Annotated in this window: 21 protein-coding genes; 16 read left to right on the top strand and 5 right to left on the bottom strand. The window is 68.2% G+C overall.

From position 1 onward, the window contains the following. Positions 1–41: 41 nt before the first annotated feature. The gene (locus WKC72_RS26995) at positions 42–1,298 is read left to right on the top strand and encodes a serine hydrolase (RefSeq protein ID WP_112299216.1); all 1,257 of its coding nucleotides are present in this window, start codon (positions 42–44) and stop codon (positions 1,296–1,298) included. On the opposite strand, the gene WKC72_RS26990 is transcribed toward WKC72_RS26995, so the two are convergent. Continuing rightward, positions 1,295–1,690 (bottom strand): SRPBCC family protein, encoded by a 396-nt coding sequence (locus WKC72_RS26990; RefSeq protein WP_037232575.1) that lies wholly within the window; start codon positions 1,688–1,690, stop codon positions 1,295–1,297. The two genes, WKC72_RS26995 and WKC72_RS26990, sit on opposite strands and share 4 nt — an antisense overlap. A gap of 155 nt (positions 1,691–1,845) precedes the next feature. Between WKC72_RS26990 and WKC72_RS26985 the strand changes: the two genes are divergently transcribed. The 9 genes from WKC72_RS26985 (at position 1,846) to WKC72_RS26945 (ending at position 13,599) form a co-directional block, all read left to right on the top strand. Continuing rightward, positions 1,846–2,517: a HemK2/MTQ2 family protein methyltransferase gene (locus WKC72_RS26985; RefSeq protein WP_112299215.1), complete on the top strand. Its 672-nt coding sequence runs from the start codon at positions 1,846–1,848 to the stop codon at positions 2,515–2,517. Positions 2,518–2,692: 175 nt separating this feature from the next. Next, complete coding sequence (locus WKC72_RS26980; RefSeq protein ID WP_370184539.1) at positions 2,693–3,823, top strand: nitrate/nitrite transporter; 1,131 nt, start codon at positions 2,693–2,695, stop codon at positions 3,821–3,823. 12 nt (positions 3,824–3,835) lie between these two features. Further along, a complete protein-coding gene (locus WKC72_RS26975) occupies positions 3,836–7,522 on the top strand; it encodes a nitrate reductase subunit alpha (protein ID WP_370180383.1) in 3,687 nt (1,228 codons plus the stop codon). Next, complete coding sequence (gene narH, locus WKC72_RS26970) at positions 7,522–9,180, top strand: nitrate reductase subunit beta (RefSeq protein ID WP_370180382.1); 1,659 nt, start codon at positions 7,522–7,524, stop codon at positions 9,178–9,180. Before WKC72_RS26975 ends, narH begins: the two co-directional genes overlap by 1 nt. Further along, on the top strand, positions 9,177–9,830 hold the full coding sequence (gene narJ, locus WKC72_RS26965) for a nitrate reductase molybdenum cofactor assembly chaperone (RefSeq protein WP_370180381.1): 654 nt from the start codon (positions 9,177–9,179) through the stop codon (positions 9,828–9,830). Before narH ends, narJ begins: the two co-directional genes overlap by 4 nt. Position 9,831: 1 nt before the next feature. Then, positions 9,832–10,563 carry a respiratory nitrate reductase subunit gamma gene (narI, locus tag WKC72_RS26960; protein ID WP_370180380.1) on the top strand — a complete coding sequence of 244 codons (732 nt, stop codon included), beginning with the start codon at positions 9,832–9,834 and terminating at the stop codon, positions 10,561–10,563. 73 nt (positions 10,564–10,636) lie between these two features. After that, complete coding sequence (locus WKC72_RS26955; protein ID WP_037232568.1) at positions 10,637–11,983, top strand: pitrilysin family protein; 1,347 nt, start codon at positions 10,637–10,639, stop codon at positions 11,981–11,983. A 35-nt stretch (positions 11,984–12,018) separates the two neighbouring features. Next, positions 12,019–13,125, top strand: a complete 1,107-nt coding sequence (locus WKC72_RS26950) for an alcohol dehydrogenase catalytic domain-containing protein (protein ID WP_268790837.1) — start codon at positions 12,019–12,021, stop codon at positions 13,123–13,125. A 33-nt stretch (positions 13,126–13,158) separates the two neighbouring features. Further along, positions 13,159–13,599, top strand: a complete 441-nt coding sequence (locus tag WKC72_RS26945; RefSeq protein WP_370180379.1) for a YdeI/OmpD-associated family protein — start codon at positions 13,159–13,161, stop codon at positions 13,597–13,599. Between the two features lie 21 nt (positions 13,600–13,620). On the opposite strand, the gene WKC72_RS26940 is transcribed toward WKC72_RS26945, so the two are convergent. Beyond that, positions 13,621–14,106 (bottom strand): MarR family winged helix-turn-helix transcriptional regulator, encoded by a 486-nt coding sequence (locus WKC72_RS26940; RefSeq protein WP_370180378.1) that lies wholly within the window; start codon positions 14,104–14,106, stop codon positions 13,621–13,623. A gap of 90 nt (positions 14,107–14,196) precedes the next feature. Between WKC72_RS26940 and WKC72_RS26935 the strand changes: the two genes are divergently transcribed. From WKC72_RS26935 to WKC72_RS26915, 5 genes are all read left to right on the top strand, one after another. Continuing rightward, complete coding sequence (locus tag WKC72_RS26935) at positions 14,197–14,814, top strand: TIGR03086 family metal-binding protein (protein WP_370180377.1); 618 nt, start codon at positions 14,197–14,199, stop codon at positions 14,812–14,814. 103 nt (positions 14,815–14,917) lie between these two features. Beyond that, complete coding sequence (gene dapB, locus WKC72_RS26930; RefSeq protein WP_370180376.1) at positions 14,918–15,676, top strand: 4-hydroxy-tetrahydrodipicolinate reductase; 759 nt, start codon at positions 14,918–14,920, stop codon at positions 15,674–15,676. Further along, on the top strand, positions 15,673–16,152 hold the full coding sequence (locus tag WKC72_RS26925; protein ID WP_037232557.1) for a hypothetical protein: 480 nt from the start codon (positions 15,673–15,675) through the stop codon (positions 16,150–16,152). Before dapB ends, WKC72_RS26925 begins: the two co-directional genes overlap by 4 nt. Before the next feature lie 29 nt (positions 16,153–16,181). Continuing rightward, positions 16,182–16,640: a flavodoxin family protein gene (locus tag WKC72_RS26920; RefSeq protein ID WP_037232556.1), complete on the top strand. Its 459-nt coding sequence runs from the start codon at positions 16,182–16,184 to the stop codon at positions 16,638–16,640. Positions 16,641–16,685: 45 nt separating this feature from the next. Then, entirely contained in the window at positions 16,686–17,918 is a 1,233-nt protein-coding gene (locus tag WKC72_RS26915; RefSeq protein WP_370180375.1) for a winged helix-turn-helix domain-containing protein, read from the top strand. Positions 17,919–17,922: 4 nt separating this feature from the next. Here WKC72_RS26915 and WKC72_RS26910 read toward each other — a convergent pair whose 3' ends face one another. The 3 genes from WKC72_RS26910 to WKC72_RS26900 form a co-directional block, all read right to left on the bottom strand. Continuing rightward, positions 17,923–18,357, bottom strand: a complete 435-nt coding sequence (locus tag WKC72_RS26910; protein ID WP_005240727.1) for an SRPBCC family protein — start codon at positions 18,355–18,357, stop codon at positions 17,923–17,925. Between the two features lie 102 nt (positions 18,358–18,459). After that, positions 18,460–18,936: a toxin-antitoxin system HicB family antitoxin gene (locus WKC72_RS26905; RefSeq protein ID WP_037232552.1), complete on the bottom strand. Its 477-nt coding sequence runs from the start codon at positions 18,934–18,936 to the stop codon at positions 18,460–18,462. A gap of 27 nt (positions 18,937–18,963) precedes the next feature. Continuing rightward, complete coding sequence (locus WKC72_RS26900; RefSeq protein WP_370180374.1) at positions 18,964–19,776, bottom strand: tyrosine-protein phosphatase; 813 nt, start codon at positions 19,774–19,776, stop codon at positions 18,964–18,966. Between the two features lie 193 nt (positions 19,777–19,969). Here WKC72_RS26900 and thyX point away from each other — a divergent pair, with 193 nt between their 5' ends. Beyond that, complete coding sequence (gene thyX / locus WKC72_RS26895; protein ID WP_128638894.1) at positions 19,970–20,722, top strand: FAD-dependent thymidylate synthase; 753 nt, start codon at positions 19,970–19,972, stop codon at positions 20,720–20,722. The last annotated feature ends 25 nt before the right edge of the window (positions 20,723–20,747 follow it).

The raw sequence follows: 20,747 nt of genomic DNA, 5'->3' as shown, positions 1-20,747 counted from the left end.
TTTTCATTCCCCGGGGCCGCCCGCATCTGCCAAGCTCGGGTATGGCACCGACTCGGCGGGTTCTCCTGTTGACGTGCGTCCTCGTTCTCCTGGCCGCATGCACGTCGAACACCTCGTCCTCCGATGTGTCCTCCTCGGACGCGAGCAGCGGATCTGCCCTCGCGTCGGCCGATCCGGCGCAGGCCGACGCGGTGATGACCATCGTGCGCGATGCCATGGCGGAGAGCCACCTGAAGGCCGTGATCGTGCGTGTCACGGTCGACGGCAAGGAAATCGTCACCCAGGCTCTCGGCGAGTCGATGACCGGGGTGCCCGCCACCACCGACATGCACTTCCGCAACGGAGCCGTCGCCATCTCCTACGTCTCCACGCTGCTGCTCCAGCTCGTCGACGAGAAGAAGGTGAGCCTCGACGACACGGTGTCGAAGTGGCTGCCCGACCTTCCGAACGCCGACCGCGTGACCCTCCGTCAGCTCGCGCAGATGACCTCGGGCTACGTCGACTACGTCATCGGCAACACCGAATTCGCCGACGCCCTCTACGCGGCGCCGTTCCGCAACTGGACGCCTGAGGAACTCCTGGCATTCGCCACGTCCAAGCCCCTGCTCTACGAACCCGGGACCAACTGGAACTACGCCCACACCAACTACATCATCCTCGGGTTGGCTCTCGAGAAGATCACCGGTCAGCCGATGACGGACCTCATGCAGGACAAGGTGCTCGGTCCGCTCGGCCTCGACGCCACCACGGATCCGGGGACGGCAGTGATCCCCGAACCCGTCCTGCACGCGTTCTCGTCCGAGCGGCGCGAGGCCCTGCAGATCCCGCCCGGTGCGCCGTTCTACGAGGAATCCACGTACTGGAACCCGTCCTGGACCATCACCCACGGAGCCATCCAGACCACGAACATCTACGACCTCCACGACACGGCCGTCGCCATCGGCACGGGCGAACTGCTCTCGCCCGAGTCCTACGCGGCCATGGTGTCTACGGACCTGCGCGGCAAGACGACTGCGCTGCCCGGCTGCACCACCTGCTTCCCGCAGTCGGAGAACTACACCTACGGGCTCGGACTGCCGATCGTGGGCAACTGGCTGATGCAGAACCCGCTGTTCAGCGGGTCCGCCGCGGCCGAGGCCTATCTGCCCTCCCAGAAGATCGCCATCGCCGTCGCCGTCACCTACGAACAGGCCGCCTTCGACGACACGGGGGCCTACAAGAACGAGGCCGACAGGCTGTTCCGGAAGATCGGCGCTCAACTCGCTCCGAACGACGCGCCGCCGGTGGCCGTCGGTTAGCGTTCACCCGCGACACGGGCGAGGCGACGGACGAGGGTCCGCACCACCGGGCCGTAGGCGGCGCCGAGCACCGAGTCGAGCGGGCCGGGAGCGGACATCGTCATCGTGATCCGTGATCCGGCACCGCGGGGCTCGACGGCGTGATCGAGCGTCATCGGTCCCACACGCCAGGTCCAGGAACGGCCCGGCGTCTTGGCCGAGATCGATGCGGGAACAGGCACGATCCAGAGCAGCCGCGCCGCGCCGCGCCGGCCGGCCTGAATCTCGGGGGACCCGAGGCCCCACGCGCCGCGCACGTGCGGCGCCCATTCGGGCCAGCGCGAGGGCCGGGCGACGAGCGCCCACGCGACATCCACCGAGGCGTCGGAATCAGCTGAGAAGGAATGCGGCACGGGGGAGGAGTACCCGGGTTCGACCCCGCAGACACCGCAGATGCGGTTCGGGGAGGGACCGGAGGTGAACACCGGGTGAATTGGCCCGTGTCGAGTTGCGTGTAACTCGGGGTACTGGCCACGCTTGTAGGGAACGGCGAGGGAGGGAGCCGATCATGCTCGTTCGTCTGCCCGGGGTGTATCGCCCCCAGCGTGACACCTGGCTGCTCGCCGAGGTGCTGGCGGCCCGCGATCTCGGACCGGGTACCCGCGTGCTCGATCTCTGCTGTGGCACAGGGGTGTTGAGCGTCGAGGCGTGCGCGGCGGGAGCGGGGTGGGTGACGGCGGTCGACGTGTCGCGCCGGGCCGCGATCAGTACCTGGCTCAACGCCAAACTGAACCGCCGGACGATCCGCGTCGTGCGGGGTGACCTGGTGGACTCGGTCCGGACCCTGCGCTTCGACGTGGTGGTGGCCAACCCGCCCTACGCGCCGGCGACGGACGACGGCAGGCCGGGCCGGGTACTCGCGCGGGCCTGGGATGCCGGCGTCGACGGGCGCGCCGTGCTCGACCGGATCTGCAGCGAGACCCCCGACCTTCTCGCCCCCGGCGGCACCCTGCTCCTCGTCCAGTCGACGCTCAACGGTGTGGACAAGACCCGGGCAATGCTGGAGGAACGGGGACTGCGCGTGGACGTGGTCGCGTCGGAGGACGTGCCGTTCGGTCCCGCACTCTCGTCCCGCACGAGGATGCTGGAGGCGCGGGAGATGATCCGGCCGGGCCAGCGCACCGAGCGCATCGCGGTGCTCGCCGCAACCGACCTCCGGTACGGCGACGCTCCACGCTGACCCGGCGATGGCGCCGCCGCGTCCCCGGATGTTTGTCCGAATTGCCACGATCTCGCGGCAACTGCGGTTCCATGGATGGGTGCGTTCAGGACATCCTGAGGTAACGAATTCGGCGCGGACTCTGAACCTGGCGTTGGCCACCTGGGTTTCCGCGATCAACTTCTGGGCATGGAACATGATCGGCCCCCTGTCGACCACGTACGCCGAGGCGTTGTCGCTCAGCAGCACCCAGGCGTCGATGCTGGTCGCGACACCGATCCTGGTCGGGTCGCTCGGCCGGATCGTGGTCGGGGCGCTCACCGACCGATTCGGTGGCAGATCGATGTTCATCGCGATCTCGCTCGCGTCGATACTTCCCGTACTGGCCGTGGGATTCGCGGGCTCGATCGATTCCTATGTGCTGCTGCTCGTCTTCGGATTCTTCCTCGGCGTCGCGGGAACGGTATTCGCGGTGGGCATTCCATTCGCGAACAACTGGTACGAGCCCGCGCGGAGAGGCTTCGCCACCGGTGTCTTCGGTGCCGGCATGGTCGGCACGGCGTTGTCGGCGTTCTTCACCCCACGGATGGTGGGCTGGTTCGGCCTTCTTCCGACGCACGTGATCGTGGCCGCCGCACTCGGGGTCACCGCGCTGGTGTGTATCGCCGTGATGCGCGACGCGCCGGCATTCGAACCGCACACCGAACCGGTGCTGCCGAAGTTGAAAGCCGCGGCCCGCCTGCGGGTCACGTGGGAGATGTCGTTCCTGTATGCGGTGGTGTTCGGTGGTTTCGTGGCATTCAGCAACTATTTGCCCACCTACATCAAGACGATCTACGACTTCTCCGCCGTCGACGCGGGCACGCGTACAGCAGGATTCGCACTCGCCGCGGTGATCGCGCGACCGATCGGCGGTGCGCTGTCGGACCGCATACCTCCGAAGTTCGTGGTGCTCACGTCCCTCGCGGGCACCGGGGTGATGGCGGTGGTGGCCGCATTCCAACCCCCACCGGACTTCTGGTCGGCCGTCACGTTCATCACGCTGGCCGTGTTCCTCGGCATCGGGACGGGCGGTGTGTTCGCGTGGGTGGCGCGCCGATCCCCGGCCGCGAGCGTCGGCAGCATCACCGGGATCGTGGCGGCCGCGGGTGGTGTCGGCGGCTATTTCCCGCCGCTCGTGATGGGCGCCACCTACGACCCGGTGCACAACGACTACACGTTCGGGCTCGTCCTACTGGCGATCACCGCACTGATCGCCCTGCTGTACACCGCGTTTCGACTGGCGGCGCGCGAACCCGATACCTCGGTCCCGACGCACTCGACCTGAAGGAGAACTGACGTGGTCATCCCGCACACCGGTGGTCCCGCAGAAGAAGCCCTGCTCAGAGGAGGGCGCTTCTTCACCCCCGGAGTGTTCTCGGACGACCTGCGGACCGTCACCCGGGAAGGCGGGCGTCAGGGCGACGTCTTCTACCGGGATCGGTGGAGTCACGACAAGGTCGTGCGCTCCACTCACGGGGTGAATTGCACCGGATCGTGTTCGTGGAAGATCTACGTGAAGGACGGAATCATCACGTGGGAGACCCAGGAGACCGACTACCCGTCGGTGGGTCCCGACCGCCCCGAGTACGAACCCCGAGGCTGCCCCCGCGGTGCGGCGTTCTCCTGGTACACGTACTCGCCGACACGGGTGCGCTACCCCTACGCGCGCGGGGTACTCGTCGAGATGTATCGGGAGGCTCGCGAGCGTCTCGGTGATCCAGTGGACGCGTGGGCCGACATCCAGGCCGACCCCGCGCGACGCCGGAAATATCAGCAGGCCAGGGGCAAGGGCGGGCTCGTTCGGGTGAGCTGGGCCGAGGCCACCGAGATGATCGCCGCCGCCCACGTGCACACCATCAAGGAATACGGTCCCGACCGGGTCGCCGGGTTCTCGCCGATCCCCGCGATGTCGATGGTGTCGTTCGCCGCGGGATCGCGTTTCGTCGAACTTCTCGGCGGCGTCATGACCTCGTTCTACGACTGGTACGCCGATCTGCCGGTCGCGTCACCGCAGGTGTTCGGCGACCAGACCGACGTTCCCGAGTCCGGCGACTGGTGGGACGCGTCGTACCTGCTGATGTGGGGCTCGAACGTCCCGGTCACCCGGACTCCCGACGCGCACTGGATGGCCGAGGTGCGTTACCGCGGAACGAAAGTCGTGTCGATCAGCCCCGATTACGCCGACAACACGAAGTTCGCCGACGAATGGATGCCCTGCGCCGCGGGCACGGACGGCGCGATGGCCATGGCGATGGGCCACGTGATCCTGTCGGAGTTCTTCGTGACGCGGCGGGAACCGTTCTTCGTCGACTACGTGCGGCAGTTCACGGATCTGCCGTTCCTCGTCGCGCTCGAGGACCGCGGCGGCCTCCTCGTGCCGGGAAAGAACGTCACCGCCGCGGATCTCGGTGAGTCGAGCGAGAACGCCGCCTTCAAACCCGTACTGGTGGACGGTGCGACGGGCGAGGTGGTGGTTCCGCACGGTTCTCTCGGATTTCGGTACGGCGAGGAGGGAGTGGGGAAATGGAATCTGGACCTCGGTGACGTCGTGCCCGCACTGACCGTCGCCGCACCCGGCGGCGCGGGGGAGACCGCCGCCGTGCACCTGCCGCGATTCGATACCCCGGACGGCCACGGCGAGACCCTGGTGCGCGGAGTGCCGGTCCGCAGGGTCGGCGACATCCGGGTGTGCACCGTCTTCGATCTCATGCTCGCGCAGTACGGGGTCGCGCGAGCCGGGCTTCCCGGTGAGTGGCCCGACGGCCTCGACGACGTGAGCGTCCCGTACACACCGGCGTGGCAGGAACCGATCACCGGTGTCTCGGCGGCGCAGGTGATCCGGATCGCCTGCGAGTTCGCAACCAACGCGATCGACTCCGGCGGGCGCTCGATGATCATCATGGGCGCCGGGATCTGCCAGTGGTTCCACGGCGACGCGACGTACCGGGCAGTGCTGAGCCTGCTGTTGCTCACCGGTTCGATGGGCCGCAACGGCGGCGGGTGGGCACACTACGTCGGGCAGGAGAAATGCCGTCCCGTCACCGGATGGGCGACGGTGGCGATGGGCACCGACTGGAGTCGCCCGCCACGCCAGATGGCGGGCACGTCGTATTGGTACGTCCACACCGACCAGTGGCGGTACGACGGCTATCGGGCCGACGCCCTCGCGAGTCCCACCGGCCGGGGAAACTTCCGTGGCCGGCACACGATGGACGTGATGACCTCGGCCGTCTCGATGGGATGGACACCGTTCTACCCGCAGTTCCACCGCTCCAGCCTCGACCTGGCGGACGAGGCGGACGCCCAGGGCCGCGACGTCGTGGAACACGTCACGAGCCGATTGGCCTCGGGGGAGCTGAAATTCGCGCTCACCGACCCCGACGACCCCCGGAACTGGCCTCGCGTGCTGAGCGTGTGGCGCGCCAACCTGCTCGGTTCGTCGAGCAAGGGAAACGAGTACTTTCTCCGGCACCTCCTCGGCACGTCGTCGAATCTACAGGCGGAGCCGACACCCGAGGACCTTCGTCCGAACGAGGTGACCTGGCGCGACGACATCCCGGAGGGCAAGCTCGACCTGCTGATGTCCATCGACTTCCGGATGACGTCCACCACGTTGCTGTCGGACGTCGTCCTGCCCGCCGCCACCTGGTACGAGAAGTCCGACCTGTCGAGCACCGACATGCACCCGTACCTGCACGCCTTCTCGCCGGCGATCGACCCGCCGTGGGAAACCCGTTCCGATTTCGACGCTTTCGGTGCGGTGGCGAAGGCGTTCAGCGTGCTCGCGCGGCGGCACCTCGGCGTGCGCCGCGACGTCGTGATGGGCACGTTGCAGCACGACACCCCGGGCGCGATGGCGTACCGGGGCGGCACCGAACAGGATTGGCGGGCGCGAGGTGAGACACCCGTCCCGGGCAGGACGATGGGGCCGCTGGTGGTGGTCGAACGGGACTATCCCGCCGTCGCCGAGAAGTGGGCGGCCCTGGGCCCGCTCGTCGAGAAGGCCGGGCTCACCACCAAAGGAGTCACCACGCATCCGGACCGCGAGGTGCGTGAACTCGCCGCCGGGCACGGCGTCCTCGACTCGGGTGTCGCCGCGGGCAGGCCGGCGCTCGACACCGCCGAGAAGATGGCCGAGACCATCCTCGCGTTGTCGGGGACGTCGAACGGCAGACTCGCCGTCCAGGGATTCCGCGAACTGGAGAAACGGACGGGGAGGCCGCTCGCGCACCTGGCCGAAGGGAGTGAGGAGCGCCGGATCTCGTTCGCGGACACGCAGGCCCGACCGGTGCCGGTGATCACCAGCCCCGAATGGTCGGGCAGCGAGACCGGCGGTCGCCGGTACGCACCGTTCACGGTGAACATCGAGGAACTGAAACCGTTCCACACGCTCACCGGGCGCATGCACTTCTTCCTCGACCACGACTGGATCGAGGAACTGGGGGAGCAGCTCCCCATCTACCGCCCGCCGCTCGACATGGCCCGGTTGTTCGGCGAACCCGCCGTGGGTGACCGGCAGGGCGGGATCGGCCTGAGCGTGCGGTATCTGACGCCGCACTCGAAGTGGTCGATCCACTCCGAGTACCAGGACAACCTGTTCATGCTGTCGCTGTCTCGGGGTGGGCCCACCATGTGGATGAGCCCGAACGACGCCGCGAAGATCGACGTGCGGGACAACGACTGGGTGGAGGCGGTCAACCGCAACGGCGTGGTGGTGTGCCGGGCGATCGTCTCGCACCGGATGCCGGACGGCGTCGTCTACGTCTACCACGCGCAGGAACGCACCATCGACGTGCCGCTCACCGAGACCACCGGAAAGCGTGGGGGCATCCACAATTCGCTGACCAGGCTGCTGATCAAGCCGTCCCACCTGGCCGGCGGCTATGCCCAGACGTCGTTCGCGTTCAACTATCTCGGGCCCACCGGAAACCAACGCGACGAGGTGACGGTGGTGCGTCGTCGCTCGCAGGAGGTGACGTACTGATGCGTGTCATGGCTCAGCTCGCGATGGTGATGAATCTCGACAAGTGCATCGGCTGCCACACCTGTTCGGTGACGTGCAAACAAGCGTGGACCAATCGCGCGGGCACCGAGTACGTGTGGTTCAACAACGTCGAAACCCGCCCCGGTCAGGGCTATCCGCGCACGTACGAGGACCAGGAGAAGTGGCGCGGTGGGTGGGTGCGGGACGGCAAGGGACGGCTGCGTCTGCGTGACGGCGGCCGGTGGAAGAAGCTCTCGCGAATCTTCTCGAACCCGAAGATGCCGTCCATCGACGACTACTACGAGCCCTGGACGTACGACTACGAGAACCTCACCCGGGCACCGCTCGGCGAGCACATGCCCGTCGCGGCGCCGCGCAGCCTGATCAGCGGCCGGCCGATGAAGGTCGAGTGGTCGGCGAACTGGGACGACGACCTCGCGGGTTCGCCGGAAATCGTCCCGGACGATCCGGTCCTGAAGAAGGTGAGCGACAAGGTCAAGCTCGAGCTCGAAGAGACGTTCATGTTCTATCTGCCGCGTATCTGCGAGCACTGCCTCAACCCGTCGTGCGTCGCCTCCTGCCCGTCGGGCGCGATGTACAAGCGGTCCGAGGACGGGATCGTGCTCGTCGACCAGGACAAATGCCGCGGGTGGCGGATGTGCGTGTCCGGATGCCCGTACAAGAAGGTGTATTTCAACCACAAGACCGGCAAGGCCGAGAAGTGCACATTCTGTTATCCGCGCGTCGAGGTGGGACTGCCGACGGTGTGCGCGGAGACGTGCGTCGGTCGGCTGCGCTACATCGGCCTGCTCTTCTACGACGTCGACAAGGTCCTCGCCGCGGCATCGGCAGAGAACGACACGGATCTGTACGAGGCGCAACTCGATCTCCTGCTGGACCCCCGCGACCCCGCCGTCGTGGAGGGCGCCCGGGCGGAGGGGATCTCGGACGAATGGATCGAGGCGGCTCAGAACTCACCCGTGCACGCCCTGATCAAGGACTGCCGGGTCGCGCTGCCGCTGCATCCGGAATTCCGGACGATGCCGATGGTGTGGTACGTGCCGCCGCTGTCACCCGTCGTCGACGCCGTCAGCCGCGACGGTCACGACGGGGAGGACGTGGGCAACCTGTTCGGTGCGCTCGAATCGTTGCGGATCCCGGTCGAGTACCTCGCGGGGCTGTTCACCGCCGGCGACACCGAGGTGGTCGACGGCGTCCTGCGGCGTCTCGCGGCGATGCGGTCGTACATGCGTGACATCAACCTCGGTCGCGAACCGCAGGCTCATATCCCGGAGGCGGTGGGGATGACGGAGGAGCAGATCTACCAGATGTACCGGCTGCTGGCAGTCGCGAAATATGATGAGCGGTACGTGATTCCCACCGCGTACGCCGCCGACGGGCACCGCCTCGAGGAGACGGCGACGGAATGCGCACTCGACTTCGAGGGCGGCCCCGGCATGCACGAGTCCGGCCCCTTCGGTGAGGCCAGCGGCGGCCCGGTCCCCGTGGCGGTCGAGACGTTCCACGCGCTGCGCGAGCGGCAGACCACCGACGAGATGTCCGCCAACGCGAGCCATCCGTCCCGCGTGAACCTGCTGAACTGGGACGGCAAAGGCGCCCCGGCCGGCATGTTTCCCGAGCGGAGTGATCGGCGGTGACCAGTCTGTTCCGGCGTCGGCGGGACCGCACCCGGGACCGTCTCGTGTGGCACGCGGCGGCACTGCTGCTCGCGTATCCGGACGACGGCTCGGACGAGCGGCTCCACGTCGTCGCCGACATCCTCGGACACCTGCCGCCCGATTCCCGGAGGCTGCTCGCGCGGACGCATCGATTCCTCTGCGAGACGGACCCGTACACCGCGGCGGCGCAGTACGTCGAGACGTTCGATCTCCGGCGCCGCACGACGCTGTACCTCACATACTGGACGGCGGGCGACACCCGCAACCGCGGCCGCGAGATCCTGGCCTTCGCCGACGCCTACCGCCGCGCCGGGGTCGAACCGCCGAAGGACGAATCGGCCGATCACCTGACCGTGGTGCTCGAGTTCGCCGCGCTCGTCGACGCCGCCACGGGTGCGGGACTGCTGTCGGCGCACCGGGTTCCACTCGACATGCTGCACGCGGGGCTCGGCGAGTCGGGCTCGCCGTACGCATCCGTCCTGGGGGCGGTGTGCGGCACCCTGCCGCCCGCCTCCGACCAGGACGTGGTGCGGGCGAGGCAACTCGCCGCGGCCGGGCCGCCCGCCGAGGCCGTCGGGCTCGAGCCCTTCACCCTGACGGTTCCACCGCGCCGCGAAGGAGCGACCTGACATGTCTGCCGGTGAACTCTTCTGGGACATCGTGCCGTACGTGACCCTGGCGATCTTCGTGGTCGGCACGTGGTGGCGGTACCGCTACGACAAGTTCGGCTGGACAACCCGCTCCTCGCAGCTCTACGAGAGCCGGTTGCTGCGGATCGGCAGCCCGCTGTTCCACTTCGGCATCCTCGTCGTGATCGCCGGCCACGTCATCGGCCTCGTCATCCCGCAGTCGTGGACCGACGCGATGGGGATGAGCGAGCACGTCTATCACGTTCAGGCCCTCGTGCTCGGTGCGATCGCGGGTGTGGCGACCCTGTCCGGTGCTCTCATCCTGGTCTACCGGCGCCGCACCCGGGGTCCGGTGTTCACGGCGACCACCTGGAACGACAAGCTGATGTACGCGGTGCTGCTCGCCGCGATCGTCGCGGGGCTGGCGACGACCCTGCTCGGATCCGGCGTCGTCGGGGAGGAGAGCAACTATCGCGAGACGGTGTCGCCGTGGTTCCGGTCGATCTGGATTCTGCAGCCCCGCGGCGACCTCATGGCCCAGGCCTCGCTCGCCTTCCACATCCATGTCGCGATCGCGATGGTGTTGTTCGCGCTCTGGCCGTTCACCCGGCTCGTGCACGCGTTCAGCGCCCCCGTGGCCTATCTGTTCCGCCCCTACATCGTCTACCGCAGTCGCGACGTCGCCCGGAACGGCGAGCTGATCGGCTCGCAACCACATCGCCGAGGCTGGTGACCGACGGCCGGGTGCCGCGTGTAAAGTTTGCCGTTCGACGACGCCCAGCTTTCGAGGACTGCTGAACCACTACATGGCCAAGATCGATCGCAGCCGCACTGCCGCACTGACCCAAGCGCCGACCCTCCACGAGCCGGATGCCGGCGTCCGGCGCACCGTGCTTCCCGGCGGGCTCCGGGTGGTCACCGAATACGTTCCCGGTGTCCGCTCCGCGTCCGTGGGCGTCTGGGTGGGTGTCGGATCACGCGACGAACAGCCCACCGTCGCCGGGGCCGCGCACTTCCTCGAGCATCTCCTGTTCAAGGCCACGCCGTCGCGCAGCGCCCTCGACATCGCGCAGGTGATGGACGGCGTCGGCGGCGAGCTCAACGCGTTCACGTCCAAGGAACACACCTGTTTCTACGCGCACGTGCTCGACGACGACCTGCCCCTCGCCATCGACCTCGTCAGTGACGTCGTGCTGCGGGGCCGCTGCCGGTCCGCCGACGTCGACGTGGAACGCCAGGTGGTCCTCGAAGAGATCTCGATGCGCGACGACGACCCGGAAGACCTCCTCGGCGACGCGTTCCTGACCGCGCTCTACGGCGACCATCCCGTCGGCAGGCCCGTCATCGGCAGCGTCGAATCCATCGAATCGATGACCCGTACCCAACTCCACTCCTTCCACGTGCGGCGCTACACGCCGCCGCGCATGGTGGTGGCGGTCGCCGGCAACGTGGAGCACGAACCGACGGTCGAGCTGGTCCGGCGCGCGTTCGCCGGGCATCTCGAATCGGCGTCCGAGCCCGCCCCCCGACGCGCAGGGACGCTGCGCCTGCGGACGGAGCCGACACTCAGCCTGACCAACAGGGACAGCGAACAGGTGCACCTCTCCCTCGGGGTGCGCGCGTTCGGGCGCCACGAGTCGCACCGCTGGGCGCTGTCGGTGCTCAACGCCGCGGTCGGTGGCGGACTCAGTTCCCGGCTCTTCCAGGAAGTGCGGGAGATCCGGGGCCTCGCGTATTCCGTGTACTCGGGCATCGACACGTTCTCCGACACCGGCGCGTTCTCGATCTACGCCGGATGCCAGCCCGAGAACCTCGGCGAGGTCACCACGGTGATCCGGGAGGTGCTGTCGAACGTCGCCACCGAGGGCATCACCGACGCCGAGTGCGCCCGCGCCAAGGGATCGCTGCGCGGCGGACTGGTTCTGGGACTGGAGGATTCGGGCTCCCGGATGCACCGCATCGGTCGCAGCGAACTCAACTACGGCAATCACCGCAGCATCAGCGAAACCTTGAGCAAGATCGACGCGGTCACCACCGACGAGGTGCGCGACGTCGCGCGAGTCCTGCTGCAGCGCCCGTTCGGAGCCGCCGTCGTCGGACCGTATCGTCGCAAGCGTGACCTGCCGGCCTCGGTGCGCGGCATCGTGCGGTAACGAGGATTCGCCGAAAACAAGAGGAGAAGCCCGAGATGAAGATCCGTGGAGCGGTACTCGAGGAGATCGGGAGAACGCGCCCGTTCGCCGAGTCGGCACCGATCTCGATCTCCGAACTCGACCTCGACGAGCCCGGCGAGGGCGAGATCCTCGTCAGGATCGAGGCCGCGGGACTGTGCCACTCCGACCTGTCCGTCGTCGACGGCAACCGGGTGCGCCCGGTCCCGATGTTGCTCGGGCACGAGGCCGCGGGGCTGATCACCCAACTCGGCGCCGGAGTCGACGATGTCGCGGTCGGACAGCGCGTCGTCATGACGTTCCTCCCACGCTGCGGGGAGTGCGAGGGCTGCGCCACCGACGGCCGGATGCCGTGCGTGCCCGGCACCGGTGCCAACAACGACGGAACCCTGCTCGACGGGGGAGCGCGACTGCACCGCGGCGGCGACACCGTCCACCACCACCTCGGGGTGTCCGGATTCGCGACGCACGCAGTCGTCAACCGCCGCTCGGTCGTTCCCGTCGGCGACGACGTCCCCGCCGAGGTAGCGGCCGTACTCGGATGCGCCGTCCTCACCGGCGGCGGCGCCGTCCTCAACGCGGGCGATCCGCAACCCGGCCAGGCTGTGATGGTCGTCGGACTCGGCGGGGTGGGGATGGCCGCGATCCTGACAGCGGTCTCCCTGGGAGTCGGCGAGGTCATCGGCGTCGACGCCGTTCCCGAGAAGCTGCAGACCGCCCGCGAACTCGGCGCGACGGCTGTCTACACCCCTGCGGAGCTCGAGGAGGCCGGTGTCCGGGCGCCCATCGTCATCGAAGCCGCCGGAAACGCGCGCGCGTTCGAATCGGCTGTTCGCGCGACCGCTCCCGGTGGCAGGACGATCACCGTCGGCTTGCCGTCCCCCGACGCGCTGTCGTCGATCTCGCCGCTCACCCTGGTGGCCGAGGCCCGCACCATCATCGGCAGCTACCTCGGGTCGGCGGTGCCGTCCCGGGACATCCCGATCTACGAGGACCTCTGGCGCGCCGGGAAGCTACCCGTGGAGAAACTCATCTCCTCTCGCATCACGCTGAACGACATCAACCGCGGCATGGACGAACTCGCCGACGGCAAGGCGATCCGGCAGATCATCGTGTTCGACTGACCCGGCGGGCCGGTCGCGGGCAGAATTCTGCCCATGAGGTTTCGCACCACCATCGAGTTGGGCGGCAAGACCGCGACCGGTTTCCGGATCCCCGAGGACGTCGTCGCGGAACTGGGGTCGGGTAAGCGCCCCGCGGTCCGGGTCACGATCGGCGGTCACACCTACCGCACCACGGTCGCGCCGATGGGTGGCGTGTTCATGATTCCGCTCAGCGCCGAGAACAGGGCAGGTGCGGGGGTCGCGGCAGGCAACGAGGTGGACGTCGACGTCGAACTCGACACCGAACCCAGGGTCGTCACGGTTCCGCCCGACTTCGCCGCGGCGCTCGAGCGGGAGCCGGACGCGAGGACGGCGTTCGATGCACTGTCGTACAGCAATCAGCGGCGGCACGTGCTCTCGATCGAGGGCGCCAAGACGGACGAGACCCGGCAGCGCCGGATCGTCAAGGCCGTGGACGCGCTCCGGCAGGGCTGAGGCGAACCGGCGCGGATTCCGTCAGGGGGAGTCGCCCGGTCGCCCGGTGACATCCTCGACCGGCAGCGCCGACAGCGCAATCAGACCGGCCAGGAATCTCTCGCGGTCGCGCTCCGGCAACCTGGCCAAGAGCCGCTCCTCGCCCCGCCGGATCGCCGCCTGCGCCGAATCGCGCACGTCGTGCCCGGCAGGAGTCAGCGACAGCAGGCGCGCCCGGCGGTCCGCGGGATCGCGCTGCCGGTCGATCAGGCCACGGTCCTGCAGTTCGTCGAGCACGCCGATGATCCGGGTCTTGTCGGCGCCGATCGCCTCCGCGAGCGCGGCCTGGGTGCGCAGCGGATGCTCGTCGAGTGCCAGGAGCACGACGTATCCCCACATGGTCAGCCCGTGCTCCGCGAGCACGGGGAGTTCAGCCGCCACCAGCGAACGGTTCAGGGCGGTCGTCATCGCCGCGAGGTCGGGGCGGGTGCGTTGGTGCTGTCCGTTCGTCGGGTCGAGGCTGGGCATATCGCAGAAAATACACCTTGACCGATCATCTACATAGGTAGATGATAAGCGAACGCATATCAATTTGAGTCGAGTGACGAGGTGCCGACAATGGATGTGGACGAGGTCCGGCGCTGGGATCGCCGCGCCGTGCAATCGAGTGCGGAGTTCGTGTCGCAGGTGACGCGCGACGATCTGCAGCGCGCGACACCGTGTTCGGAGTGGACTCTCGGGGAACTGCTGGCCCACATGACCGTGCAGCACCGGGGATTCGCCGCGGCGGCCGCGGGCGGCGGTCCCGACCTGTCGAACTGGCGGCCGCACGCGTCGGCGGATCCCGTTGCCGCGTACCGCTCGGCGGCCGGCGCCGTCATCGAGGCCTTCGCCCGGGACGGCGTCGGGAAGCGGCAGTTCTGGTTGCCGGAGATCAGCACCGAGTTCCCGTTCCCCGCAGCCACGGCCGTCGGGTTCCACTTCCTCGACTACGTCGTCCATTCGTGGGACGTCGCCCGGTCACTCGGGCTCGACTTCGCGCCCGAATCCGGCATGGTGGCCGCGGTTCTCCCCATCGCACGTCTCGTGCCGGACGGGGCGGACCGGATGCGCGAGGGGGCCGCGTTCGCGCCCGGCCTGCCGACCGGCCCAGACTCCGCCGATTTCGACGTGGTGCTGTCGCTGCTCGGCCGATCACCGCACTGGCACCCCGAGTACGAGGCCGGTCGCGTCTGACGACGAGACGCAGGTCTCCTGCCCCGGCCCTGCGCAACGGTCGGCACCCGGCGATTGCGTAGGCTTTCGGGCGAATCGTTGTGACTGGACGGAGCGTGGAGAAGTGAGCGCAGCAACACCCATCAGGGTCGGGGTTCTCGGGGCCAAGGGCAAGGTCGGCCGAGCGATCTGCGAGGCGGTGGAGCAGGCACCGGACCTCGAACTCGTCGCGGAGGTCGACCACGGCGACAGGCTGGAGACGTTCGTCGAGACCGGCACGAAGGTCGTCGTCGACTTCACCCACCCCGACGTGGTGATGGACAACCTGAAGTTCCTCGTGTCCAACGGTATTCATGCGGTCGTGGGCACCACGGGGTTCGACGACGCCCGGCTCGACACGGTGCGGTCGTGGGTGTCGGAGCGGCCCGAGGTCGGTGTCCTGATCGCCCCGAACTTCGCGATCGGTGCCGTTCTCTCCATGCGCTTCGCCGAGGCGGCGGCACGATTCTTCGATTCCGTCGAGGTCATCGAGTTGCACCACCCCAACAAGGCGGACGCGCCGTCCGGCACCGCCTACCGGACCGCCGCCCTCATCTCGGAGGCGCGCCGCAAGGCAGGCGTGGGGCCGAGCCCCGACGCAACGACCACCGAACTGGACGGTGCGCGCGGCGCCGACGTGGACGGCGTGCGGGTTCATTCCGTGCGGCTGGCAGGTCTCGTCGCCCATCAGGAGGTCATCCTCGGCACGCAGGGCGAGACGCTGACCATCCGGCACGATTCGATCGATCGCAATTCCTTCGCCCCCGGCGTCCTGCTCGGGGTGCGGGAGATCGGCTCCCGCCCCGGTCTGACCGTCGGTATCGACCCCCTTCTCGACCTGTGAAGGACGGCTCGACCAAGACCGTCGTCACGATCGGACTGCTGGTCGCGGCGCTGGCGTTCTACTTCGTCCTTCTCGGCCGGCGCGGGATCGAGTTGATCCAGGACGGCGGAGCAGCCGCGATCGGCCTGGGTGTCGGCGTCCTGATCCTGCCGTTCCTGGGCGCCTGGATCGTTTACGCCACGCTGCGTGCCGGATTCCAGCATCAGCACCTGTCCCGCCGGATCGCCGACGAGGGACTCGAACTGGACGTCAGCGATCTGCCGAAGCGACCCTCGGGCCGCATCGACCGGGACGCCGCCGACGCACTCTTCCAGCAGATCAAGTCCGAGTGGGAAACAGATCCGGACAACTGGCGGAACTCGTACCGCCTCGCCCGCGCCTACGACTACGCCGGCGACCGCGGCAGGGCCCGGGAGACGATGAAACGGGCCGTGGAACTCGAACGCGTGGAACGGGAAGGTGAGCCCGGCCGGTAGGTGACGGACGCGGTCGTACGCTGACGACTGTGAAGTCACTACTCGTCGTCCACCACACACCGTCACCGGTGACCCGTGAGTGCCTCGAAGCCGTGCTGAAAGGCGCGCGCGATCCCGACATCGACGGCGTCGAGGTGAAGTCGATCCCCGCTCTCGGCGCGACCGTGCCCGACGTCCTGGCAGCCGACGGGTTCCTGTTCGGGACGTCCGCCAACTTCGGCTACATGTCCGGTGCGCTGAAGCATTTCTTCGACACCGTCTACTACCCGTGCCTCGACGCGGTCGCCGGACGTCCCTACGGACTCTGGGTGCACGGCAACAACGACACCGCCGGCGCCGTGAAGTCGGTGCAGAAGATCGTGACCGGGTTGGCACTCACGCAGGTGGCGGAGATCCTGGAACTGACCGGATCGCTCGACGCGAGTGCGCGGGAGCGGTGTTACGAACTCGGTGCGACGGTCGCGGTCACGCTGGCCGAGGATGCGTGACGTCGCGGCCGGGACCGTGTCGGTGGTTGATGGCAGGCTGCGGTCATGCGTGAGATGACCGCTGCCGCGGCCCGGAGATCGGCGCTCTGGGCGCAGGGGTTCGCCGACAGGAAACCGGCCGGGGCGCCGACGCGCAGGCACGTCCGCTCGGTCCTCGACCGGGTGCGGCTGTTCCAGATCGACTCGGTGTCGGTGGCTGTGCGTGCCCACTACGTCCCGCTGTTCAGCCGTCTCGGTGTCTACGACCGGGGGCTGGTCGATTCGGCGGCGTGGTCGCATTCCGCCCGCGCACCCCGGATGCTGGCGGAGTACTGGGCGCACGAGGCCGCGTTCATCCCCGTCGAGGACTGGCCGCTGATGCGCTGGCGGATGCACCGGTACCGGCATGGTCGCTGGTCCGGCGAATCCCGCGTACTCGACCGCAATCCCACGCTCGCCGCCGACGTGCTCGACGTGATCGGCGCCGTCGGTGCGTGCAGCGCGAGCGACGTGGAGAAACACCTCGAGGTCGACCGTCCGGACCGCAAGGGGCCGTGGTGGGATCGCAGCGACACCAAAGTGGTGTGCGAGCAATTATTCGCGTCCGGCGCGTTGGCGGTGGACAAACGGGTCGCCTTCACCCGTCACTACGACCTGAGTGAACGTGTGCTGCCGAAAGCGATACTCGCCGAGGAAATCTCGGAGGAGGACGCCGTCCGTGGGCTCGTGCAGCGGTCCGCGCGGGCCCTCGGTGTGGCTACCGAGCCCGATCTGCGGGACTACTACCGACTGTCGCCGGGGCAGACCGCCTCGGCCATCGAGGAACTCGTCGAGGACGGGGTGCTCGAACGGGTCGGGGTCCGCGGCTGGGATGCGCCGGCATTCGTGCACCGCGACGTCCGAATTCCCCGAAAGGTGGAGGGGGCGGCGCTGTTGTGCCCGTTCGATCCGCTGGTCTTCTGCCGTCCCCGGACCGAGCGGATATTCGACTTCCGGTACCGACTCGAGATCTATACCCCCGCGCACAAACGTGTCCACGGCTACTACGTCTTTCCGTTCCTGCTGAACGGTGAACTGGTCGCGAGGGTCGATCTCAAGGCCGACCGCGCGTCGGGAACGCTCGAGGTGCGATCCGCGTTCGTGGAACCCGACCGGAATCCGGGGCGCGTGGTGGAGGCGCTGCTCCCGGAACTGCGAAGAATGGCAACGTGGTTGGGTCTGGACGACATCCGGGTGGACGATCGCGGCAACCTCGGTGCCCTCCTCGCGGCCGCGGCGGCGCGGCCGCGAGGAGAGTGAGGAATTACAGGCTCTCGACGAACTTCGTCAGGCCCTTGCTCGCGGTCTCGAGTGCCGTCTTCTGTGCCTTCTTCACGAGGAACCCGGGCAGCGGGATCTTCGGATCGACCGTCAACTCGAAGGTGACCTTGGTGCCTGCGCCGGACTCGGTGAGGACGTACGAGCCGTCCTGGGCGTTCTGCTGGCCGCTCTCGACGAGGTGCCACGACACGGTGTCGTCGCCCTCGAACGTGTAGTCGACGACCTGCTCGTCGCTGATCCCGAGGATGGAGACGCTCATCCGGACTCGATGGGGGCGGCCGTCGTCGTGTGTGCTCTCGATGGTGACCGACTTGTGGGCCGAGGACCACTCGGGCAGGCGATCCACCGCAGCGATCGCGGCCATCACCGTGGCCGGATCGGCCTTGATCTCGAATTCCTTGACGCCGGAAACGGCCATGTTCTTCGCTCCTTCGAGCCCGTGGCGACTCTCACCGTGTGGCTGATGCGACGTAATTACATCACCGCCGCCGACGGGCGCGTGGAGTGAGTGCGCCGGTGCTCAGAAATTGTCTCTCCCGCTGCGGCGCATCTGGTCCTTGAGCGCGCCCTGGACCGCCTGCGACACCCAGGAATTGAGCGACACCCCGTTCTGGGAGGCGGCCTCCTCGGCCTTCGACTTGATCTGATCCATCAGACGCAGAGTGACGCGGCTGATGTCTCCGGTGACGTCATCGAAGGCGGCACCGATGTCCTCGGCAGCCGTCGTCCCTTCCCCCTCCGGCCCCGGCGCAGTGGGTGTGCGATGCACGTCGACCGCCACCTCGCTGCCGTCCAGTCGCACACCGACGGTGCGATTGCCCAGTTCGGACGACACTTCACCCGCGAAATCAGTGAGCGCCGAGAGGAGGAGCAGCCGGGCTGCGGGTTCGACCGCGGCAGCGAGCGCCGCCGCGGTCGCACGCGTCTGCTCGTCGCCGAGTGCTGCTGCTGCGTTCAGGTCGTCTCGCAGCCGGGAGACGTAGATGCCGAGGTCCATGACGCCAGCATGGCGTCATAGGTGACGTCAGTCAAGCAGTCGTGACTTCAGCTCGGTGATGTCGCCCTCGGACAACTTCAGCCCCTCCGACACGTAGGCGTCGAAGCTGCCGTACCTGGCGACGGCCGTGTCGAACGCGATGTCGAGCCACGCCTGGTCGACGCCGTCCAGTCCGGGATGTTCCGGGTCGGCCCCGCGGTAGGTGTTGCTGAGCAGGTAGTCCGCGGTGACCGTGTCCCGCGGGACCCCCAGGATGGTGAGCAGCACGGCCGTCGCCCATCCGGTGCGGTCCTTGCCTGCGCTGCAGTGGTAGATCACGGCGCCGTCGGACGCCGCGATGTCGTGGAGAACCGCGGAGAACGCCTCGTTCGCCCCCGGACCCGTCACGAAGGCGCGGTAGGCGGCGGGCATGTCGACCAGAGTGACGATCGGCGACTGCCCGAGCACGTCGTACCAGTTCCCGGCTGCGCCGGCCGGAAGCCGGTCCGGCGCGAGCGCCCGCTCGTACGTCGTGCGGAGGTCGTCGACGACCGTCACGTTCGAGGATTCGAGCCGCGCGAGGTCACGCGGGGTGAGCCTTTCGAGCGCGTCCGTGCGGAACACCAGACCGGAACGGACGACGGAACCGTCGGCCGTCGGGTATCCACCGATGTCACGAGCATTTCGGGCACCCTCGAGCCCGAGCGAGCGCTGCCCGGCCCCGGGCTGCGCCGGACTCCCGGCAACCGACGGTCCCGTCGCGGGCGGCCCGGCGAACGCCGGGGGAGCGGCCCCGAGAACGGCGGTCCCGAGAACTGCGATCACGACGGCGCGGCGTGCGCGGCCGGTCCGGTACTGCACAGGAAGTCTCCCTCGCGAATCTGCGGCACCACGGAATGTGTGGGCGAGACGAAGAGTGACACGCGCGGGTGACCACACGGGAACCGGGCCGTTGCCGGGGCGGGGCACACCGAGACCCCGATCAACGCTGCGACTAGGGTCGATGCATTCAGGAGGACTTCCGACCAGGGAGTTCGGTAGGAGGAACAGCGCAGTGCCGCAGACCGTGCCGCTCAGGGTGCAACTCGTCGCGAAGACGGAGTTCTTTCCGCCGGCTGACATTCCGTGGGAGACCGACGCCGACGGCGGCGAAGCGCTGGCGGAGTTCGCGGGCCGGGCGTGCTACCAGAGCTGGTCCAAACCCAACCCCCGCACAGCAACCAACGCCGGATATCTGCGCCATCTGCTCGAGGTCGGGCACGAGTCGGTCCTCGAACACGGCACCGTCAGCTTCTACATCACCGGCATCTCCCGGTCCTGCACTCACGAGTTGATCCGGCACCGCCACTTCTCCTACTCGCAGCTGTCGCAGCGCTTCGTGCGCGAGAACGACGGCAATGTCGTCGTCCCGCCCGCGATCGCCGGCGACCCGGAACTCGAGGAGTTGTTCGCGAAGGCCACCGACGCGAGCCGGACGGCATACGGCGAACTCCTCGATGCCCTCGAAACGAAACTGGCGGACACCTCCAGCGTGCCGCTGCGCAACAAGCAGGCGAGGCAGGCGGCGAGGGCCGTCCTGCCCAACGCGACGGAGACCCGCGTCGTGGTCACCGGCAATTACCGGGCGTGGCGGCACTTCGTCTCGATGCGGGCCACCGAGCACGCCGACGTGGAGATTCGCCGGGTGGCGGTCGAGTGCCTGAGGCAGCTGCAGGCGGCCGCGCCGAATGTCTTCGGCGACTTCGAGGTACTGGACTGGGGCGACGGCACGGAGGTGGCGCGGAGCACGTTTTCCGCCGACGCGTGATGGGTGTGCAAAAGTACCTGGGTCA

It is taken from the genome of Rhodococcus wratislaviensis (assembly GCF_041228765.1).
Taxonomy (GTDB): Bacteria; Actinomycetota; Actinomycetes; order Mycobacteriales; family Mycobacteriaceae; genus Rhodococcus_F; species Rhodococcus_F wratislaviensis.
Note: the sequence above shows the minus strand (reverse complement) of the source record. Positions and strands in the feature narration are given on the sequence as shown.

Coding starts and splice junctions, on each gene's coding strand:
- WKC72_RS26940 (WP_370180378.1), bottom strand. CDS start 14,106: ATGCCCAGCCTCGACCCGACGAACGGACAGCACCAACGCACCCGCCCC.
- narH (WP_370180382.1), top strand. CDS start 7,522: ATGCGTGTCATGGCTCAGCTCGCGATGGTGATGAATCTCGACAAGTGC.
- WKC72_RS26910 (WP_005240727.1), bottom strand. CDS start 18,357: ATGGCCGTTTCCGGCGTCAAGGAATTCGAGATCAAGGCCGATCCGGCC.
- WKC72_RS26995 (WP_112299216.1), top strand. CDS start 42: ATGGCACCGACTCGGCGGGTTCTCCTGTTGACGTGCGTCCTCGTTCTC.
- WKC72_RS26915 (WP_370180375.1), top strand. CDS start 16,686: ATGCGTGAGATGACCGCTGCCGCGGCCCGGAGATCGGCGCTCTGGGCG.
- WKC72_RS26905 (WP_037232552.1), bottom strand. CDS start 18,936: ATGGACCTCGGCATCTACGTCTCCCGGCTGCGAGACGACCTGAACGCA.
- WKC72_RS26955 (WP_037232568.1), top strand. CDS start 10,637: ATGGCCAAGATCGATCGCAGCCGCACTGCCGCACTGACCCAAGCGCCG.
- WKC72_RS26935 (WP_370180377.1), top strand. CDS start 14,197: ATGGATGTGGACGAGGTCCGGCGCTGGGATCGCCGCGCCGTGCAATCG.
- WKC72_RS26985 (WP_112299215.1), top strand. CDS start 1,846: ATGCTCGTTCGTCTGCCCGGGGTGTATCGCCCCCAGCGTGACACCTGG.
- narI (WP_370180380.1), top strand. CDS start 9,832: ATGTCTGCCGGTGAACTCTTCTGGGACATCGTGCCGTACGTGACCCTG.
- WKC72_RS26950 (WP_268790837.1), top strand. CDS start 12,019: ATGAAGATCCGTGGAGCGGTACTCGAGGAGATCGGGAGAACGCGCCCG.
- WKC72_RS26945 (WP_370180379.1), top strand. CDS start 13,159: ATGAGGTTTCGCACCACCATCGAGTTGGGCGGCAAGACCGCGACCGGT.
- WKC72_RS26980 (WP_370184539.1), top strand. CDS start 2,693: ATGATCGGCCCCCTGTCGACCACGTACGCCGAGGCGTTGTCGCTCAGC.